Raw genomic sequence first — 17706 nt, forward strand, 5'->3', positions numbered from 1 at the left:
TTACAAAGTCTTAGTTGCGGTTGCCGGCGACACCCGGGTAGCGATAGTGGCAGGATACCATGTGGCGAGCGTGACACAACACATTAACATCAACAACGCAGTCAACGGTAACCAGAGCGGTAATGCCGGGATACTGATGACCATGGCCAGCAGCTGGTTCAGCCCAACCGCAGCAGTGAGCCCCAGCACAGCACCGGCGCCGGTGCTGAGCCAGTTTTCAGTCAGCATTTCCAGTAAAATACCTTGTTTACTGGCACCCAGCGCGCGTTTGATGCCAATTTCCTGCTGGCGTTTTAACGCATTAAAGTGGGCGTTGCTGTAGCTGGAAATCATCGACACCAGCAGCATCAAACCACTTAATACCGCCAATAAAGTCGCCAGGCCAAACTCATTGCGAAACATCCGGTGTAATTGCTCGTCCAGTGTCCGCACTGAGAAAATTTCAATATTGGCATCGACCGCCTTGAGCACCTCCGGCAGCTGCTTGCGAACTTGCTCGGCTTGCCCCGGCGTCACCCGTAAAATCAGGCCATAACCCCAGGCGACACCGTAAATCTGCGCGATCTGAATACGGTTATACATCACGCGTTCGGCATTACGCTGGCCATAAAAGTCTTCAATCACCGCAGCAACAGGCCCGCTGTTGGTCAGCTGGCCAATGGCTGATTTGCCCGGAAACACCCGCTCAGCCAGACTTTTGGTCAGCACTACCGGGATCACGCCGGAACCGTCCCAGGCCTGGATGTTTTGTGGGATCTCCCCTTCCAGCACATCCAGTTGCAGTACCTGCAAAAAGTCCGGTGACACCGTGTATTGCGGCACATTCTGCGTATTGCTGCGTTCGCGCTCGTTTTCGTCGTTGACGTTGCCATTTGAGCCGCCGGTCATCAGCGGTGACTGATTGGTAAAAGACACCGCCTGCACCGCCGGCACTTGCCGCACTGCCGCCAGCTGGCGTTCCAGCAAATCGGCAAAAGCCGGATATTCCTGCAGATTTTTACTGGTCGGTTTAAGCGACACATACAAAATATTGTCCAGATCCAACCCGGTCGGCTGACGTAACTGGTCCCAGGTCTGCAGCGCCAGCAGGCTACTGTTGGATAACAACGCCAGCGTCAGGGCCAGTTGCACCAGCAACAGGCTGGTGACAACTTTACGCCTTAACATTGATTTGAGAATTAATTTGGGAGAAATCATCGTCATTCCTTTAATTGCTGATTCAGCGCGCCAAAAGATGCCCGCAGGGATGGATACAAAGTGACCAGGTAACTGCAACTGAACGTCAGTAACAACAGGCCGCCTAACAAACGCCAGTCCCAGCTGGAAAACAAGCGATTGGCCGGCAACAGATAATTCATCAGGCTGATACCGCAGTAGCCAATCACTAAAGCCGCCGCTGAAGTCACTGCCGCCATCAGCAACACATCGGCCAGCGCCTGCTGCTGAATATGCCAGCGACTGGCACCCAGCGCGCGGCGTAAGCTGATTTCATATTGGTTAGAGAGATAACGGTTCAGTGATAAATGGCTGGCGTTAAACAAACACACCAGTAAAAACAACAAGGTCACCAGTGCAAAGGCTTCAATATCGCCGCCCTGCTGCTTGAAATGCGCCACAATGTCACGCATTGCCACCAGTTTGTTATTTTCCGGGCTCGGGTGGCGGCCGGCTTTTTTCTCATCGGCAGTCAGATTGGCCATAAACTGGCGATAGGCCTGCTGCTGTTCGGGCGTGTCGAGTTGCACCCAATATTGCAGCTGATGAATAGCTTTGGTACGGCCGTCAGTTGGCAACTGACGATAATCGGCATCATCAAAACTGGAAGACTGTGAATTAGACAGATAATTGCGGTCATAACCAGTTTCCAGCGGCAGGTAGATATCCTCAACTTCAGATAAGTGATTGTTGTTATTGGCATCAAACAGCCGTGGCAACATAGTCCATTCCGCCAGTACCGCTGAGACTGTGTACTGATGATCATCCAGTGTCAGGCTGCGGCCAACCACATTGGTCTCGCCAAACAGTTTCTCCGCAGTTTGCCGGCTTAAAATCACTTCAGCGCGGGCGCTGGCATCCGGCCAGACGGAACCGTGCAAAAACGGCACTTCAAACATACGGAAAAAATCAGGCTGGGTCAGACGGATTTTGACCGGCATCGGCGGTTGTTGTGGCGTCAGACGTAAATATCCATCAGCGCTGTACATCGCCGCTTTGGTCGACGGAATATCACTCGCGCCAAGCTTTTGCACATTGCTGTAACTGAGCACATTTGGCGGCTCACAGTTCTGACATTCATAAGGCACTAACAGCATAAAAGGAAAAAACAATTTGTCGCTTTTATGCGGCAGAGGGTCGGCATTTAACCGGTAATAAAAGGTCGCATTGGCAAAAAACACGCCAAGGCCCAGGCTTAAAATCAGGATGGTCAGGCTATAAGGCAAAGGCGCACGGCGAATGCTTTTCAGACTGACTTTGAGGTAATACAGAAACTGTTCCATCACCTGCTCCTTAAGCTACGGCCACAGGGCCATTGGCCGCCACCTGGTTATTGGGCGCCAGCGGATTATTGTGCGCCAGCGGGTCGTACATCGCCGCGTCACTGAGCTGTCCGTCGATGATCTGCACCTGCCGGCCAGCGCGACGGGCTTGTTCCGGGTCGTGTGTCACCATCAGGATGGTGCAGCCGTTCTGGTTAATCTGTTCCAGCAGCTCCATCACCTGACGCGCCATCAATGAGTCCAGGTTCCCGGTCGGCTCGTCCGCCAGCAAAATTCGTGGCTGACCGGCAATAGCGCGGGCGATGGCGACGCGTTGCTGCTGACCGCCGGACAATTGACTGGGGTGATAATCGCGCCGGGCCGCCAGACCTACCTGCTCCAGCGCATGCTCGACCCGGCGTTTACGCTCGGCGGCGTTAAAACCGCGATAGCGCAGCGGCAATTCGATATTGTCGAACAGGCTGTAGTCTTTAATCAGGTTAAAGCCCTGAAAGATAAAACCAATTTTTTCATTACGCAGCGCCGACAGCGCTTTGTCTGACAAACCTTTGACCGATTGACCGTCCAGCAGATAATCACCACTGTCAAAATGTTCCAGCGTGCCGAGCACGTTCAGCAGCGTGGATTTACCGGAACCAGACGGGCCGGTTAAAGCGACAAACTCGCCTTCGCTGACATGCAGCTGAATGTTTTTCAGCGCGTGAGTTTCAATCAGTTCAGTGCGGAAAATTTTGCTCAGGTTATTAATTTTAATCATGTTATTCGTCCTTTTTAATGTTCTGTTTTATTCTGCTCAGTTCAGCCGCACCCGGGCGGCATCTTTAAATTCCGTCAGGCTGGACACCACCAGCTCGTCGCCTTCTTTTGCGCCACTGATGATCTCCACCCATTGCACCGATAAAGCGCCGAGTTCCAGCGGCGTGCGCACTGCCACATCCTGCTCCAGCCGGTAACCGATGCGGCCGCCGCCACTGGCAACAAATTCACCGCGTGCCACCCGCAGCACGTTTTTGCGCTCGTCAAACACGATGCGGCCGGTCACGCGCTGGTTTTGCCGCAGCGCTTTGGCGTCCTGATCAGCAAAACGCACCCGGGCTGTGACAGTGCTGTCTTTCACTTCCGCCGCCACATGCGACAGTTGACCGTTCAGCTTCTGGCCGTTCAGCGTCACTTCCACCGGAAGACCTGGTGATAAATCCGCCGCGTAATTTTCCGGCACACTCAGCTCGGCTTCGTACTGGCTTAAGTCGATAACGGTCAGCAGGCCCTGCCCGGTCAGGACCTGGGTCTGCTGGGTGGCCAGCCAGTTACCGACCTGGCCGGTCACCGGCGCTTTGATTTGCAGTGCCGCCAGTTTGCGCTCGAGTTCGGCCACCACTAAGGCCTGACGCGCCAGGCTTTGCTCGCCGGACTTTTGCTCAAAGTTCAGTTTGTCAGCAGCGAGCGCCACTTTGGCGCGGGCGTGTTTGTATTCAAGTTCGGTCTGCGCCAGCTTGTCCTTGGCGATGTCCAAATCAATCTGGCGCATCACACCCAACTGCATCGACTGCTCGGCACGCGCCAGTTCGCGTTTGGCCGCCTGCAGATTAACCGCAGCTGCGCTTTCGATTTGCTGCATATCCAGCTGCTGTTCGCGGGCCAGTAATTTGGCGCGTTCATGCTCAGACTGCATCGACAACAGCAGCGCTTGTTGTTGTTTCACTTCGTTTTCTAAACTCGGGCTTTCCACCACCGCCAGCAAATCGCCGATGGTCACGGCTTCGCCCGGTTGTTTGACAAAACGCACTAAGCCGTCCTGCTGACTAACCAGCGTCGGCGCATTGGCGGCCACCACTTTGCCCTGTACCGCCAAATCGCGGACAAAATCGCCACGGCTGACCTGACCGGTTTGTACCTCACTGCGCGCCAGCACCATAGCCGCATTGGCGCCGGTCGAAAACATCAGCTGATAACTGCCCCACAACAACAGACTGATGCCGGCAAAAGCTGCTGCCAGTTTCAGCACCGGCGTTTGTGGTACTTTTTCAATCCGTACATCCTGTTGCTCTGTACCTTTGATCATCTTTTCTCTTATCCTCTGTCCATTGCGGGCCGCGAACACTGTGCGGCTTTAAGTTACCGCGAGTATTGCAGTTGATATGCCAACTTTATTTTTGTTATTTATCAGTGATTTATATTTATTTTGATGAGAAAGCACCTGTCCGCGGACACTTTTTCTGTCCGCCAGCGCGCTGACAGCGGACACAAAAACCGCCGACAGAACGGACAGTTTCACCAGAAACGCAGCGCCTCTCATGCCGGCTTTTGCCGCAACTGCAATGCTAAATGCCGCATCAGGCGCAGCAGATGTTGCTTTTTTGTTTCATGAAATTAAAGTGCGTGCAGTTATTCGCGCGCCACTGGCGTGACCTGACCTTTATTCACTGCCGTCTGGCAGTTTTTGCCCGGAGTATTAATGAAAACGTTCGCATTATCGCTGTTAAGCGTCAGCCTGCTGCTCGCCGGTTGCCAGCAAGCCACAACCAACACCAGCACTGAGGCTGCGGCCCTGCCGGCGGGTGTCAGTCTGGTGAAAGATGCCAGCAAACCCACGGCAGCTGTGGCTATCCCGTACAAAAAATATCGGTTGGCGAATGGACTGACCGTCATAGTGCACGAAGATGCGTCCGATCCGCTGGTGCATGTTGATGTCACTTATCACGTGGGTTCAGCGCGGGAAGAGCCCGGCAAATCCGGTTTTGCCCACTTCTTTGAACATATGATGTTCCAGGGCTCGGAGCACGTTGCCGATGAGCAGCATTTTCAGATCATCACTGAAGCCGGTGGTGAAATGAATGGTTCGACCAACACAGACCGCACCAACTATTACCAGACAGTGCCGGTCAATCAGCTGGAAAAAGTGCTGTGGTTGGAATCAGACCGCATGGGCTTTTTGCTGAATGCGGTCACCGACAAGAAATTTGAAGTGCAGCGCGAAACGGTGAAAAACGAACGTGGCCAAAGCGTGGACAACCGGCCCTACGGCCGTTTATCGGAACAAGTCGATCAGGCTTTTTACCCGGACGGTCATCCGTATTCCTGGCCGGTGATTGGCCATATGGCTGATTTAAACCGCGCCAACGTCAATGATGTTAAAGCCTTTTTCCTGCGCTGGTACGGCCCCAACAATGCAACTTTAACCATTGGTGGCGCGGTGAAAGCCGAACAAATCCTGCCACTGGTGCAGCAGTATTTCGCCGCTATTCCGGCTGGTCCTGAAGTAACACCTGCCGCCAAGCCTTTAGTGACACTCACGGCAGACCGTTATATTTCGCTGGAAGACAATGTGCATCTGCCCCTGCTCTACATGGCCTTCCCGACTGTCTATGTACGCCATGCCGACGAAGCGCCGCTGGATATCCTCGCGGAGATCCTCGGTGGCGGTAATAATTCGCTGCTGTATAAAAACCTGGTGAAAACACAAAAAGCGGTGCAGGCGCAATCCGGCCATGGCTGTCAGGAGCTGGCCTGTCAGTTTACCTTGCTGGCATTACCGGCGCCGGGTTCGGTCAAATCGCTGGCCGAAACTGAGCAACAAATCCGCCAGAGTCTGGCCGAATTTGAACAACGCGGCGTCACCGATGATGACCTGAATAAAGTCAAAGCCAAGATGGAAGCCGCCAGTATTTTTGGCCTGCAAAGTGTCGAAGGCAAAGTCAGTCAGCTGGCCCTGAACGAGACCTTTTTCGGCGAACCGGATTTAACCGCCGCCGATCTGGCGCGTTATCAGAACGTCAGCAAAGCCGATGTCGAGCGGGTTTATCAGCAATATTTAAAAGGCAAAGCCGCGGTCATTATGAGTGTGGTGCCCAAAGGCCAGCGCCAGCTGATCGCCAAAGCGGATAACTTCACACCAGCCCAGCATGATTTTGGTGGGCCTTCCACCACCAAAGCCGAAGATTTAAAGCTGCGGCCGGTCAAAGACAGCCTGGACCGCAGTAAAATTCCGGAGGCCGGCACCAACCCGGCCATCGAGTTACCGGCAACCTGGCAGCAGAGCCTGAGTAACGGCATCCGCGTGCTGGGCGCACAAAGTCAGGAAACACCGACTACGTCCTTATTGCTGCGGATTCCGCTGGGCCTGTATGACGAAACACCGCAACAGGTTGGCATCAGCCAGCTGCTGGCGGCGCTTTTGGATGAAGGCACCATGCTCAAAAGCACCGAACAAATGAGCCTGGCGCTGGAAAAACTCGGCTCTTCGATTAGTTTTTCTGCCGGTGATGAATATCTGGAAGTGTCAGTACAAAGCCTCAGCAAAAACCTGCCACAGACGTTAGAGCTGCTGATGGAAAAGTTGCTGTTGCCAGGTTTTAACCCACAGGATTTTGAGCGGCTACGCCAACAAACCCTGCAAGGCATTCAGCATGCAGAAAAAGACGCCGGTTTTATGGCGTCCAGCGCCGTGCAGCAACTGATGTATGGCGATCATATCAGCGCTTATCCAAATCAGGGCACGCTGCAGTCGGTGAGCAATCTGACACTGGCGGATGTCAAAGCTTATGCCCAGCGCCTGTTTAAACCGGGCCGGGCGGAACTCATTCTGGTATCTGACCAGCCACAAGCGCAGGTGCTGGCTGAGCTGCAACCACGGCTGCAACGCTGGCAGGGTGAAGCGCCAGCGCGGCAAGTACAAATTCCGGATGCCATTGCCAAAACCGGTACCGTTTACCTCATCGATAAACCTGACGCGCCACAGTCCGAGATCCGCATCGTCAAGCGCAGCCTGAGCAGAGATTTCACCGGCGAGTATTTCCGTGCTGGCCTGATGAACTTTGTGCTCGGCGGCAACTTTAACAGCCGGATCAACCTGAACCTGCGCGAAGATAAAGGCTACACCTACGGCGCGCGCAGTGGCTTCAGTGCCGACCGTTATGCTGGTCTTTACAGCGCATCGGCAGCAGTGCGCGCCGACGTCACCGCCGCCTCTATTGCGGAATTCTACAAAGAAATCAGCCGCTATCAGCAACAGGGCATGACAGCACAAGAGCTGGAATTTATGCGCAAAGCCATTAATCAGTCCGACGCGCTGGCCTATGAAACGCCAGGCGCCAAGCTGGGTTTTATGGCGGCTATTCTGCAGTATCAGCTGGCCGCCGATTTCACCCGGCAGCGTAATCAAATCGTCCGCGACATTTCGTTAGACGAGCTGAATCAGCTGGCGAAGCGCCATCTGGACCCGGCGTCGTTTAGCATCGTCGTCGTGGGTCCTGCCAAACAGCTGCGGCCAGAGCTGTTAAAACTCGAAACTCTCGGCCTGAAGCTGCAGGACTACCAGTTCTGACGCCAATCACTTTGTGCTGAAGCCCGCTTGTGCGGGCTTTTTTTTACCTGGCAACTGCCGCAATAGCGCCAGACTGGTTATAGTCGGATAAGTACATAAGGTTTCACCGCGGCGCATCCTGGCTGCGGACAGGAGAACAGATGGTGTTACGCGGGCGACTGGGCTGCTTCAATCTGTTTCTGTTTGTGACACTCTGTATCATACAGCCGGTTGCCGCAGAACAACCACAGGCGCATCAGCTGCAAATTGCCACCAGCCTCAGTCAGTCAGCGTTTTCCAGCCAAATCGAACAACAGCTGCGCCGGGCTTATGGCCGGCTGGGTTATCAGATGCAATTAGTCCGGCTGCCGGCCGGGCGTTCGCTACAGATGGCCAATCGCGGTCTGTATGATGGCGAGTTGTTCCGCATCGACGGCATCCAGCAGGAATTTACCGAGCTCAAACAAGTGCCGGTGGAACTCGCCCGCGTCGAATTACTGGCTTTTGTCCGCACCACGCAGCTGCAAAATCTGCGGCAATGGCCGCTGCAAAAACAACTGCGTATTGGTTATGTGCGTGGTTTTCGCCTGGCCAGCCAAATGCAATATGCCGGACATGCGGTGCCGGTCACCACGCTGGAACAGGCCGTCGGCATGCTGGAACAGGGCAAGATTGATGTGTTACTTGAAGATCGCCAGTCGGTATTGAGTGTGTTGCCGGAAAAAACCGAGCAGGCCGGTATCTCAGCCTTACCCGGCGTGTTAGCCAGCGCGGGGATTTATCATTATCTGCATCAACGTCACAGCGACCTGCTGCAGCCGCTGGCGACGGTGCTGAAAAAATCGCGGGCCGCTGGCAAAGATAAACGCCCACTGCCAAGGCCTGATCAGTCGGGCCCGGTCGACGATTAACCGCTGTTTTTTTATGAATTGCCGAGCACACTGAGTCAGCCAAAAAAATCCCTGCCAGGCAGGGATTTTTTATCACATCTAAGGGTTATTTCGCTAAAGACGCATCACGGGCGGCTTTAAACTCTTTGCCTTCGTACCAGTTCGGCCAGGCGCTGGTGTCATCGGCCAGCTCACGGCCGACGCGGTAATACAGGAACATATCCTGCTGCGCGCCGCGTAAATCCCAGCTGTCACTGTATTCGTCTTCCACTTTGTGGTAACAGCATTTGGTGTATTCTTCCTGCTGTTTGATGCCCCACTCTTTACCGTGGTCAACACTATCCACACCACCTTTGGCGTACAGCATCGGCACGCCTTTTTTCGCCAGGTTGAAGTGGTCTGAGCGGTAATAAGAACCGGCCGACGGCTTAGTCTCAGGCGCGATGTAACGGCCCTGCTGCTCAGTGTATTTCTGCAGGATAGCTTCGAGCTCAGAATTGCCATAACCAACGACGGTCATATCTTTGACCGGACCATCGACGTTAATGACGTCCATATTGATACCGGCCACAGTTTTATTCAGCGGGAACACCGGATGATTGGCATACCAGGCTGAGCCTAACAAACCACGCTCTTCGGCAGTGACAGCAACAAAGGCAATCGAGCGTTTGGGTTTTGGCTGCGCAGCAAAATATTCGGCCATCGCAATCAGAGCACCGGTGCCTGAAGCATTGTCTTTGGCGCCGTTAAAGACTTTGTTTTTCGGATTGGCGAAATCCAGGCCCAGGTGGTCCCAGTGCGCCATATACAAAATCGCTTCATCCGGCTTTTCGCTGCCTTCGATGATGCCAACTACGTTGCCCGACGTCAGCTCACGCACATTGCTTTTCACCGACACCGACGCTTTGATACCCAGTGGAATAGGCGCAAAATCTTTGCTCAGCGCTTTTTTACGCATTGACTCGATATTCTCGCCGATGACACCAAACAGCGTATTGGCCGACTCAGTAGTCACCCAGCCTTCAATGGCCGCGCGATCGGCATTTTTGTTTGGATTGATCAGGTCAAACTTGGTGGCAGAACCACCGGCGACCACATGCCAGCCGTAAGATGCGGCATCAGTTTCATGCACAATCAGCGCACCGGCCGCGCCCTGACGGGCTGCTTCTTCAAACTTGTAAGTCCAGCGACCGTAATAGGTCATGGCATTGCCGGTGAAGAGTTTTGGATCCTGAGTAGCAAAACCCGGATCGTTGACAAACATCACCACGGTTTTGCCTTTAACGTCCAGGCCCTCGTAGTCGTTCCAGTCGTATTCCGGTGCAACGATACCGTAGCCGACAAACACCAGCTCAGAATCTTTGATTTCACTGAATTCAGTCACGCGGGTGGTCCAGGTAAACATCTGATCGCGGTATTTAAACGGCGCCGGCGCTTTGTCACCGCTGAAGGTCATCGCGGACACTTCTTTCGGGTCGATTTGCACCAGCTGTACCGGCTGGATATAACTGCCGTCACTGAGCGGTTTTAAGCCGATGCGTTTGAACTGGTCCGACAGATATGCCAGCGTCAGCTCTTCGCCTTTAGTCGCCGGCGCGCGGCCCTGGAACTCATCAGAGGATAAGGTTTTGATGTATTCAGCAAGCTTGGGATTAAACTCAGTGTCCGGCAAAGCGGCCGGAGCTGCCTGTTCGGCTGTGGCTGCCGCCGGCGCTGCTGCTGTCGTTGCAGCCAGTTCCGGCTGCTTCTGACAGGCAGCCAGGCTCAGGCAGGCACTGAGCGCTAACCATGTTCCTGAAAACCATAATTGTGGTTTCATAAAATCTCCATCACCTGGGGTGATTGTTGTCGTTATCAGGTTGCCATCGGGGTGACAGCGGCCTGATGTTACTAAAGCAGGCGCTGAAGTACCAGCACTGCCAATCTCAGCCAGCGCACACTTAAGCGCATCTGCTAAGCGCAACTGTTTAATGTGCAGGCGCCTGCAGCGCGCCCCAGGCCGGTGGTGGTAATGGCACCGCTTGGGTCAAATCAAACGCCACGGCAAACTCACGGCCTGGCCGGCTTAAGCGGTAAATCAGCTGCTGACCGGGTTCAATGGTAAAAGACCAGACATTGGCTGGCGCTGCTGTACGGCCAAGCGCCTGAAACATCAGTTTGCTGTACGCATCCGCCGGAAAACGCACCGTCAGTGCTGTGGCGGCATCAGAAGACAAGCCGCCATACATCGTCAACTCGTCGTGGCTGCCGTCCTGATGACGGTGATCATGTTTGAGTTGTAAACCCTGCGGCAGCTCGCGCAGCACCCAGGTGCGGGAGCGGTCCGCGCCGACATGAAACGGCATCCGCACTTCGCCTGGGCGGCAATTTGCCAGATGCACGGTGAGCGTTTGGCCCGCCATCGCCGCATCTTCCGGCGAATTGGTAATAAGTTTGCCGGCAAAGGCTTTGCCGCAATAAGGTTGTAACGCTTGCAATAAAACAGAGTTTGCCGCTCTGGCCGGGGACATCATCGTCAGGCTGGCAAACAGGCTTGCCGCTGTCATCAATTTGGTAATGTGATGCATCAATCGGATCTCTTTGATATGGCTACAGGATAAGTTCGACTGAACTATGCTAGTTTTTGCGCTCAGCTAGTTTTTGCGCTCAGGATGAATAGCAGGAACAATTCAGTCAGTATGACGACTTTACCATCAAGTCAGAAACTCTTGCGGGTATTTGCTACCACCGAACATTTTGGCGTGGTGGCTGACACGCCTTATGGCTGTGGTTACCGTTTACAGGATTTGTCGGTCGCGGTCAGCTTTTTTGGCCATCATGTTTATTTTATCGGCGGAGATGCCGTGCTGGTGCTGTCGGAAACCGGTGCGGTGCAACCGGAACGCCCGCAGGCCAAGGACAATCAGTATCTGCTCGCGCTCATCGACGAGCTGGACCGGCGCTATAACGCCTAACGCCGATGCTGCAAACGTATGCAACAGCGACTGTTGCAGCTTCACCGGCACTGCATGCTAGCATGCTCGTTATCGGGAACTTAAGCAAAATGAAAAATCATGATGAAATTCAGTTTATTAGCTTCAATTTGTACAGCAGCTCTGCTGCTGAGCGCCTGTAAGCCGGCGCCGTCCGATGTGCAGATCAGCGCACAGCCCGTCCCCATGAGTACACCACCAATGCAGCAACCTGCCGGCAAAGTGGTCATTTATCAGGCCTTTACCCGGTTGTTTGGCAACAGTAATCCAACCAACAAAGCCTGGGGCAGCGCGAGCGAAAACGGCGTTGGTAAATTCAATGACATCAACGATGCTGCCTTGCTTGCGCTGAAACAAATGGGCGTGTCGCATTTGTGGCTGACCGGCGTGCCGCATCATGCGCTAATCGCCGATTACAGCGCTTATGGCATCAGTGCCGACGACCCGGATGTGGTCAAAGGCCGCGCCGGCTCACCTTATGCGGTGAAAGATTATTACAGCGTCAATCCTGATCTGGCAGTAGATCCGGCACAGCGCATGGCCGAATTTCAGGCCTTATTGCAACGGGCGCACCGCCATGGCATCCGCGTCATCATCGATATAGTGCCCAATCACGTCGCCCGGCATTACCAATCTTTAGGCAAACCAGCCGGCGTGCGCGATTTTGGCGCTGACGACGACACTTCAGTCGAATATGCCCGCAACAATAATTTTTATTATGTGCCCGGCCAAGCCTTTGAAGTGCCGGTGTATCCGGCCGGTACTGCGCCTTTAGGCGGCGAGGCCCATCCATTAGCCGACGGTAAGTTTACCGAAAACCCGGCTAAGTGGACCGGTAACGGCGCCCGGGCCGCGCGGCCGGATTTTAATGACTGGTTTGAAACCGTCAAAATTAACTATGGTGTCAAACCCGACGGCAGTTATGACTTCGACCGGCTGCCCGCTGACTTCGCCAGCCGCCCGACCGCAGAGCATCGGGCCTTCTGGCAAGACAAATCGGTACCGGATTCCTGGCTGAAATTCCGCGATATCACGCAATTCTGGTTAGATGTCGGCGTCGATGGCTTTCGTTTTGACATGGCCGAAATGGTGCCGGTTGAATTCTGGAGCTATCTGAACAGCCAGATTAAACAGAAAAAACCGGACGCGCTGCTTCTCGCCGAAGTCTATCAGCCGCAGCTGTACCGCGATTACATTCAGCTTGGCAAAATGGACTATCTGTATGACAAAGTGGGGTTTTACGACAGTCTGAAATTGCTGATGCAGGGTAAAGGCCAGGCTTCTGCCGTGCTGAGCGCGCAGCAGCAGGTGCAGGACATTGACGGGCATATGCTGAAATTTCTGGAGAATCATGACGAGCAGCGCATCGCAAGCCCGGAATTTGCCGGCAATCCAGTCAAAGGCAAGCCGGCGATGGTGGTATCTACTCTGATTGGCACTGCGCCCACTATGTTGTATTTCGGTCAGGAAGTTGGCGAAACCGGTGCGCTGGCCAGTGGTTTTGGCCAGCCAAGCCGCACCAGTATTTTTGATTATGCCGGGGTACCGGCGCATCAGGGTTGGCTCAATGGCGGCAAATTTGACGGCGGCAATCTGACCCCGGCGCAGCGCGAATTACGCGATTTTTACCAGCAATTGCTGCAGTTTAGCGCCACAGCACCGGCGCTGCGGGGCGAACTCTATCCGTTGCATCAGCAACATTTACAAACGCCAGGTTACAGCGAACAAATGCTGGCTTTTGCCCGCAGCAATGCGGAGCAACGCTTGATTGTGGTAGCTAATTTCGCCGATGCCGCCTCGCGGTTTAAACTGCAGTTACCGGCTGAGCTGGTGCAGCAATGGCATTTAAGCACCGGCCCGCTGACGCTGACTGAATTATTCAGCGGCCATGCGCTGACGCTACAGGTAGAAGCCGGCGTGGCAACCTTGCCGCTGACGGTCAAAGCCAACAGCGCACTGGTGCTGTTACTGCCGGCACGTTAACCGACGACTGACCAGGTGCCGCCTGATGGCTGCGCCTGAGTTCGCCACCTTGCGGCAGCGGTGCGCGGAATGCAGCGACTCAGCGTATGTAATCAAATTTGATTACTTTTAAATATGTAATTGAATTTGATTACCTGCATAAATCCGTTATGCTGAGATCCGGATAAAGACCGGAGCCTGTTATGAACTTATATGCCATCCTGACCGGCGATCTGGTGCGGTCCTCGGCTGTTGAAGCCAGTCGTTACCCGGCCTTGCTGCAAGCCCTGCAACAATGCCTGCAGCAATTTTGTCCGCCGGGGATAGCCCCGCCAGTGCTGTTTCGCGGTGACGGTTTTCAGCTCGCGACCTTGCCATCGCAAGCTTTTATGGCGGCCCTGCAGACCCGGCTCACGCTGCTGAGCCTGCAATCGGACGCCCGGCTGGCGATTGCGATCGCACCGGCAGAGCAATTACGCGCAGATTTAAATCAATCAACCGGCCAGGCTTTTACCTTATCCGGCCAGCTGCTTGACCAGCTACAGGAACAGCGCTGGGACTGGCTGGACCCACAACAGCCACTAACAACCGCCGAACAACTGCTGTTGCAGCTGGTGTCGGTGCAGTTGCAACAACTCACTGCCCGTCAGGCTGGTGTGTTGCTGGCCTATCTGCAACAGCAACGGCCCCCTCATCAGCAACTGGCCAGTTTTTTTAACACCTCAAGAGTCAACATCACCCATTTGCTCAATCAGGCGCAGTACGGTTTAATCAGTCAGGTGGTGGATTATTTCACCAGCCGTTATGCCGGGCACCAGGGAGGAACATCAGATGCATGAAACGGATTTATTATTGCTGTTACTGCTGGCCCATGTGCTGGGTGATTTTTACCTGCAACCGCTGAGCTGGGTCAAAGACCGGCTGCAATGGCACTTTAAATCGCCGAAATTACAGTTACATGTTTCAGTGCATATGGGCCTGAGCCTGCTCGCACTCTGGCTGTGGCAATGGGGTTATGGCTGGCAGCACGACAGCCTGATGGCCGTGTTGCTGGCGCTCACCATCGGTGGCAGTCATTACCTGATTGATGTGGCGAAGTCGTATAGCAACAACGGACTGACAGCATTTTTACTCGACCAGCTGGCGCATCTGACGGTGCTGCTGCTGCTCTGGTCCGCTTACACCGATAACTGGCACTGGTGGCCGCCCCAGCTGCCAGCACAATGGCTGCTGGTCGCGCTGACCTATCTGTTGGTATTAACACCGGCTTCAGTGCTGATTGGTCAGCTGCTACGCAGCTGGCGGCCAGAGTTGCTGGCGCTGCCGGTGCAGGGTTTATTGGCCGGCGGCCATTATATCGGCATGCTGGAACGGGCCTTGTTGCTGACTTTTGTGCTGCTGGATCAGTTTGGCGCTGTTGGTTTTTTACTGGCGGCGAAGTCGATATTCCGCTTTGGCGACTTATCCCGCGCCCAGGACGTCAAATTCACTGAATATGTGCTGCTCGGTACTTTGCTCAGTATCAGCATCAGCCTGGACATTGGCCTCAGTCTGCGTTGGCTACTGGGCGAAATGGTCTGACACGCCGTCAGGGCGACAAGCGGATGTCGCGGCAATCCGGTCTGGTTGCCGCCTTGCAAAGCTGCAAGCTGCCAGCGGTACTGCTCAGCACTATCCAGCGCCATTCATTCACTGCTGTGGCCGCCAGACCTGCGATCTGCACAATCTGATCTCCGGGCACCAGCCAACCTTGTAATTGCGGGTTCAGGTTGTCCCGGACGATAAAAAAACCACTGCTTAGTTTGCGCAGTTCCAGGCCTGTCAGATTGCTCCTCGCCTGATAAGGCGCAGCGTGCCGGGGCTGAATTAACCATTGTGCACTGAGATAATCCAGCACCAGCCGGTGCTGCATCAGCACGCCGCTGCCGAGCACCCACCAGTCATCGGCATCATCCGCCGGCATCAGATTCACCGGCACTGGTGCCAAATGCAATGTTCCCAGCTGTACGCCGTTAATCTCACCGCGTTGATTGGCATGTCGCCCGCTCAAACCAAAATCAGCGCCGTCACGCACCGGGCCGTCCAGGCGCAGCTGCTGCTCCTGCAGATACAAAGCATTGATCTTCAGAAAATGCCGGCTGCCGGTGTCCAGCAATAAATCTTGCTGCAACCGCGCCGTGCTGTTGAGCTGGATCTGGCTTTTCACCAGCACTTTTCGCCAGTTGAGCTCAAAGGGTTGCATCAGCTCCGTGGGCTCTGGCACATAAGGCCGTGACGACAATTGAATACGCCCATGCAACCGGTCAAATTCCCAGCTGAAATGCCGCATCAGATCATACCCCATCACCCCATCAAACACCGCTTCCTCTGGTTGCAAAAAGTAGCCGGTGCCGGCGCGCGGCACTAACGCCACCTGAACTTCGCTAAACCGGGCCGGCCCCACGTCCAGTGATGACAATACCGATTGATAGGCGGCGGAGTCAGCCGCCGTACCAAAGCCGCTGACGGCCAGCGGGTAACCGCGTTTAAGCTGTAATTGCCGGACCGCAGCGGTATCCCAAAGTACGGTGAATGCAGCGCCAGAATCAACCAACAACCTGAGTTCAGTCTGTGCATTGACGCGGACCAGAATAAAAGGCCGGTAGCCGGAAAATTCCGCCCGTAATTGTGCAGTAGGCGCAGGTGCAGTCCATTGCATCGTCAGGTTGTCATTGGCCTGGCGCAGCCGCAGATTATTCGCCACACCACACCCCGCCAGTTGCACCAGAACCAGCAGCACCAGCGCATAACGCCAAGGCAAGAGCTGTGTCATTCTATCGCCTCCTGCAATTGCGCTTTGACGGCAACGGCAAGCTGCAGGCGCTGCCAGCTCTCAGTCCAGTCGCCGGCCATCGCCGACACCAGCGCCATCATCAGCAACAAATCACGCTGCAGCGGGCCCTGACGCACGAATTGCGACACCTTTGCTTGTGCGACAGCTGTGCCCTGCTCTTGCTGGAGCTGCAGCAACAACATCGCCTGTTCTTCGCCGGTCACGGGCCGCTGCACTGGTGTCACGCCCAGCGCGCGCACTGTGGCTTCTGCCAGTTGCCAGACCGACCAAGGGTTCTGACCGGTCAGCAAGTTGCCATCAACCACCAGATTGGGCAGATAACGGGGGCCGCCGTCAAAGGCGGCGCCTTGCTGCTCTAACGCACTTTGCAGCAGAAAATCAAAGCGCTGCGCTGCATCCGGCATCAGCAGCAGCTCTTCAGCATTGGTAAAAGCGGTCAGTTTTTTGCCGGCAAGGAAAGATGGGCCATTGGCGGAATCAAGCGCAAGCAAAGCCGCCGGGCCATGACAGACCGCCACAATCAGTTTTTGTGCCGCCAGCATCTGCTGCAACAGCCGGCGGATGTCAGGGTTTTGCGGAAAGTCGTACATGGCACCTTTGCCGCCGACAAAATAAACCGCCTGATAATCGGCCGCATCGACATCAGCCAGTTTCAACGTGTTGCCGGCCTGCGCGCTGCTTTGTGGGTCATTTAAAAAGCTGTAGTCATATTCGCCCATGTCGTCACCATCGAGCACCTGCGGCGCAGCGCCACCATTGGGACTTGCGATATCCACGGCAAAACCATTGGCGCGCAGCACCCAATAAAACCGGGCCAGCTCAGTCAGCTCATAACCGGTTTTTTTCAGTTTGCCATCAACTTTTGCCGCCGGATACACTGCCGTGCTGCTGACGACTGCCAGCACTTTACCGCGGCTGGCCGGCGGCAATTGCTGCAGGTAAGCAACCTGCGCCGGCACTGTCTGTTGCAAAGAAACCTCATCCACTTCGGCGTCAAACAAAGCAGCCAGCCACCAACCTGTCCCGGCGCCGCACAGTAATACCAGCACTAACCCAACCGCAAAGACCCGCAAAATTTTTTTCCACATGATTTAGCTCCGTGATGCACTGTCAGCAACTCTGGCAGCACGGATGTGAAAAAACTGTCAAATCAGCAGCTGTACCGCCTGACAGCAACGCAGGTTCCCGCTAACAGTAACTGCATGTTGACGCACAAAATACGCATATCTATCAACTGTCAGAACTGCAG

At 54.8% G+C, this 17706-nt stretch carries 14 protein-coding genes; 6 read left to right on the forward strand and 8 right to left on the reverse strand.

All coding sequences use genetic code 11. From position 1 onward, the window contains the following. Genes ABNT34_RS04700 through ABNT34_RS04715 form a run of 4 tightly spaced genes read right to left on the reverse strand, consistent with a single transcriptional unit; the run spans position 1 to position 4560 of the window. The gene (locus ABNT34_RS04700) at positions 1-1197 is read right to left on the reverse strand and encodes an FtsX-like permease family protein (RefSeq protein ID WP_348729273.1); all 1197 of its coding nucleotides are present in this window, start codon (positions 1195-1197) and stop codon (positions 1-3) included. A gap of 2 nt (positions 1198-1199) precedes the next feature. Next, entirely contained in the window at positions 1200-2498 is a 1299-nt protein-coding gene (locus ABNT34_RS04705) for an ABC transporter permease (RefSeq protein WP_348729275.1), read from the reverse strand. 10 nt (positions 2499-2508) lie between these two features. Then, complete coding sequence (locus tag ABNT34_RS04710; RefSeq protein WP_348729277.1) at positions 2509-3255, reverse strand: ABC transporter ATP-binding protein; 747 nt, start codon at positions 3253-3255, stop codon at positions 2509-2511. A gap of 36 nt (positions 3256-3291) precedes the next feature. Then, positions 3292-4560, reverse strand: coding sequence for an HlyD family efflux transporter periplasmic adaptor subunit (locus tag ABNT34_RS04715; RefSeq protein ID WP_348729279.1), 1269 nt, complete (start codon positions 4558-4560; stop codon positions 3292-3294). Positions 4561-4953: 393 nt separating this feature from the next. Here ABNT34_RS04715 and ABNT34_RS04720 point away from each other — a divergent pair, with 393 nt between their 5' ends. Further along, positions 4954-7821, forward strand: a complete 2868-nt coding sequence (locus ABNT34_RS04720; protein WP_348729281.1) for a pitrilysin family protein — start codon at positions 4954-4956, stop codon at positions 7819-7821. 140 nt (positions 7822-7961) lie between these two features. Continuing rightward, the gene (locus ABNT34_RS04725; protein WP_348729282.1) at positions 7962-8711 is read left to right on the forward strand and encodes a hypothetical protein; all 750 of its coding nucleotides are present in this window, start codon (positions 7962-7964) and stop codon (positions 8709-8711) included. An 85-nt stretch (positions 8712-8796) separates the two neighbouring features. On the opposite strand, the gene ABNT34_RS04730 is transcribed toward ABNT34_RS04725, so the two are convergent. Next, a complete protein-coding gene (locus ABNT34_RS04730; RefSeq protein ID WP_348729284.1) occupies positions 8797-10509 on the reverse strand; it encodes a M28 family metallopeptidase in 1713 nt (570 codons plus the stop codon). Between the two features lie 148 nt (positions 10510-10657). Then, positions 10658-11257 (reverse strand): hypothetical protein, encoded by a 600-nt coding sequence (locus ABNT34_RS04735; RefSeq protein WP_348729286.1) that lies wholly within the window; start codon positions 11255-11257, stop codon positions 10658-10660. Positions 11258-11368: 111 nt separating this feature from the next. On the opposite strand from ABNT34_RS04735, the gene ABNT34_RS04740 reads away from it, so the two are divergent. From ABNT34_RS04740 to ABNT34_RS04755, 4 genes are all read left to right on the forward strand, one after another. Next, positions 11369-11644, forward strand: a complete 276-nt coding sequence (locus tag ABNT34_RS04740; RefSeq protein WP_348729288.1) for a hypothetical protein — start codon at positions 11369-11371, stop codon at positions 11642-11644. 99 nt (positions 11645-11743) lie between these two features. Next, a complete protein-coding gene (locus tag ABNT34_RS04745; RefSeq protein ID WP_348729290.1) occupies positions 11744-13645 on the forward strand; it encodes an alpha-amylase family glycosyl hydrolase in 1902 nt (633 codons plus the stop codon). Between the two features lie 182 nt (positions 13646-13827). Further along, entirely contained in the window at positions 13828-14463 is a 636-nt protein-coding gene (locus tag ABNT34_RS04750) for a hypothetical protein (RefSeq protein ID WP_348729292.1), read from the forward strand. Further along, positions 14456-15205 (forward strand): DUF3307 domain-containing protein, encoded by a 750-nt coding sequence (locus ABNT34_RS04755; protein WP_348729294.1) that lies wholly within the window; start codon positions 14456-14458, stop codon positions 15203-15205. The genes ABNT34_RS04750 and ABNT34_RS04755 overlap by 8 nt, the downstream gene beginning before the upstream one ends. Before the next feature lie 7 nt (positions 15206-15212). Here the strand turns inward: ABNT34_RS04755 and ABNT34_RS04760 are convergent, their stop codons facing one another. Beyond that, complete coding sequence (locus tag ABNT34_RS04760; protein ID WP_348729296.1) at positions 15213-16436, reverse strand: aspartyl protease family protein; 1224 nt, start codon at positions 16434-16436, stop codon at positions 15213-15215. After that, on the reverse strand, positions 16433-17545 hold the full coding sequence (locus ABNT34_RS04765; protein ID WP_348729298.1) for a type 1 glutamine amidotransferase domain-containing protein: 1113 nt from the start codon (positions 17543-17545) through the stop codon (positions 16433-16435). Before ABNT34_RS04765 ends, ABNT34_RS04760 begins: the two co-directional genes overlap by 4 nt. Positions 17546-17706 lie beyond the last annotated feature (161 nt).

The organism is Rheinheimera texasensis, from assembly GCF_964031785.1.
GTDB classification, from domain to species: Bacteria; Pseudomonadota; Gammaproteobacteria; order Enterobacterales; family Alteromonadaceae; genus Pararheinheimera; species Pararheinheimera texasensis_A.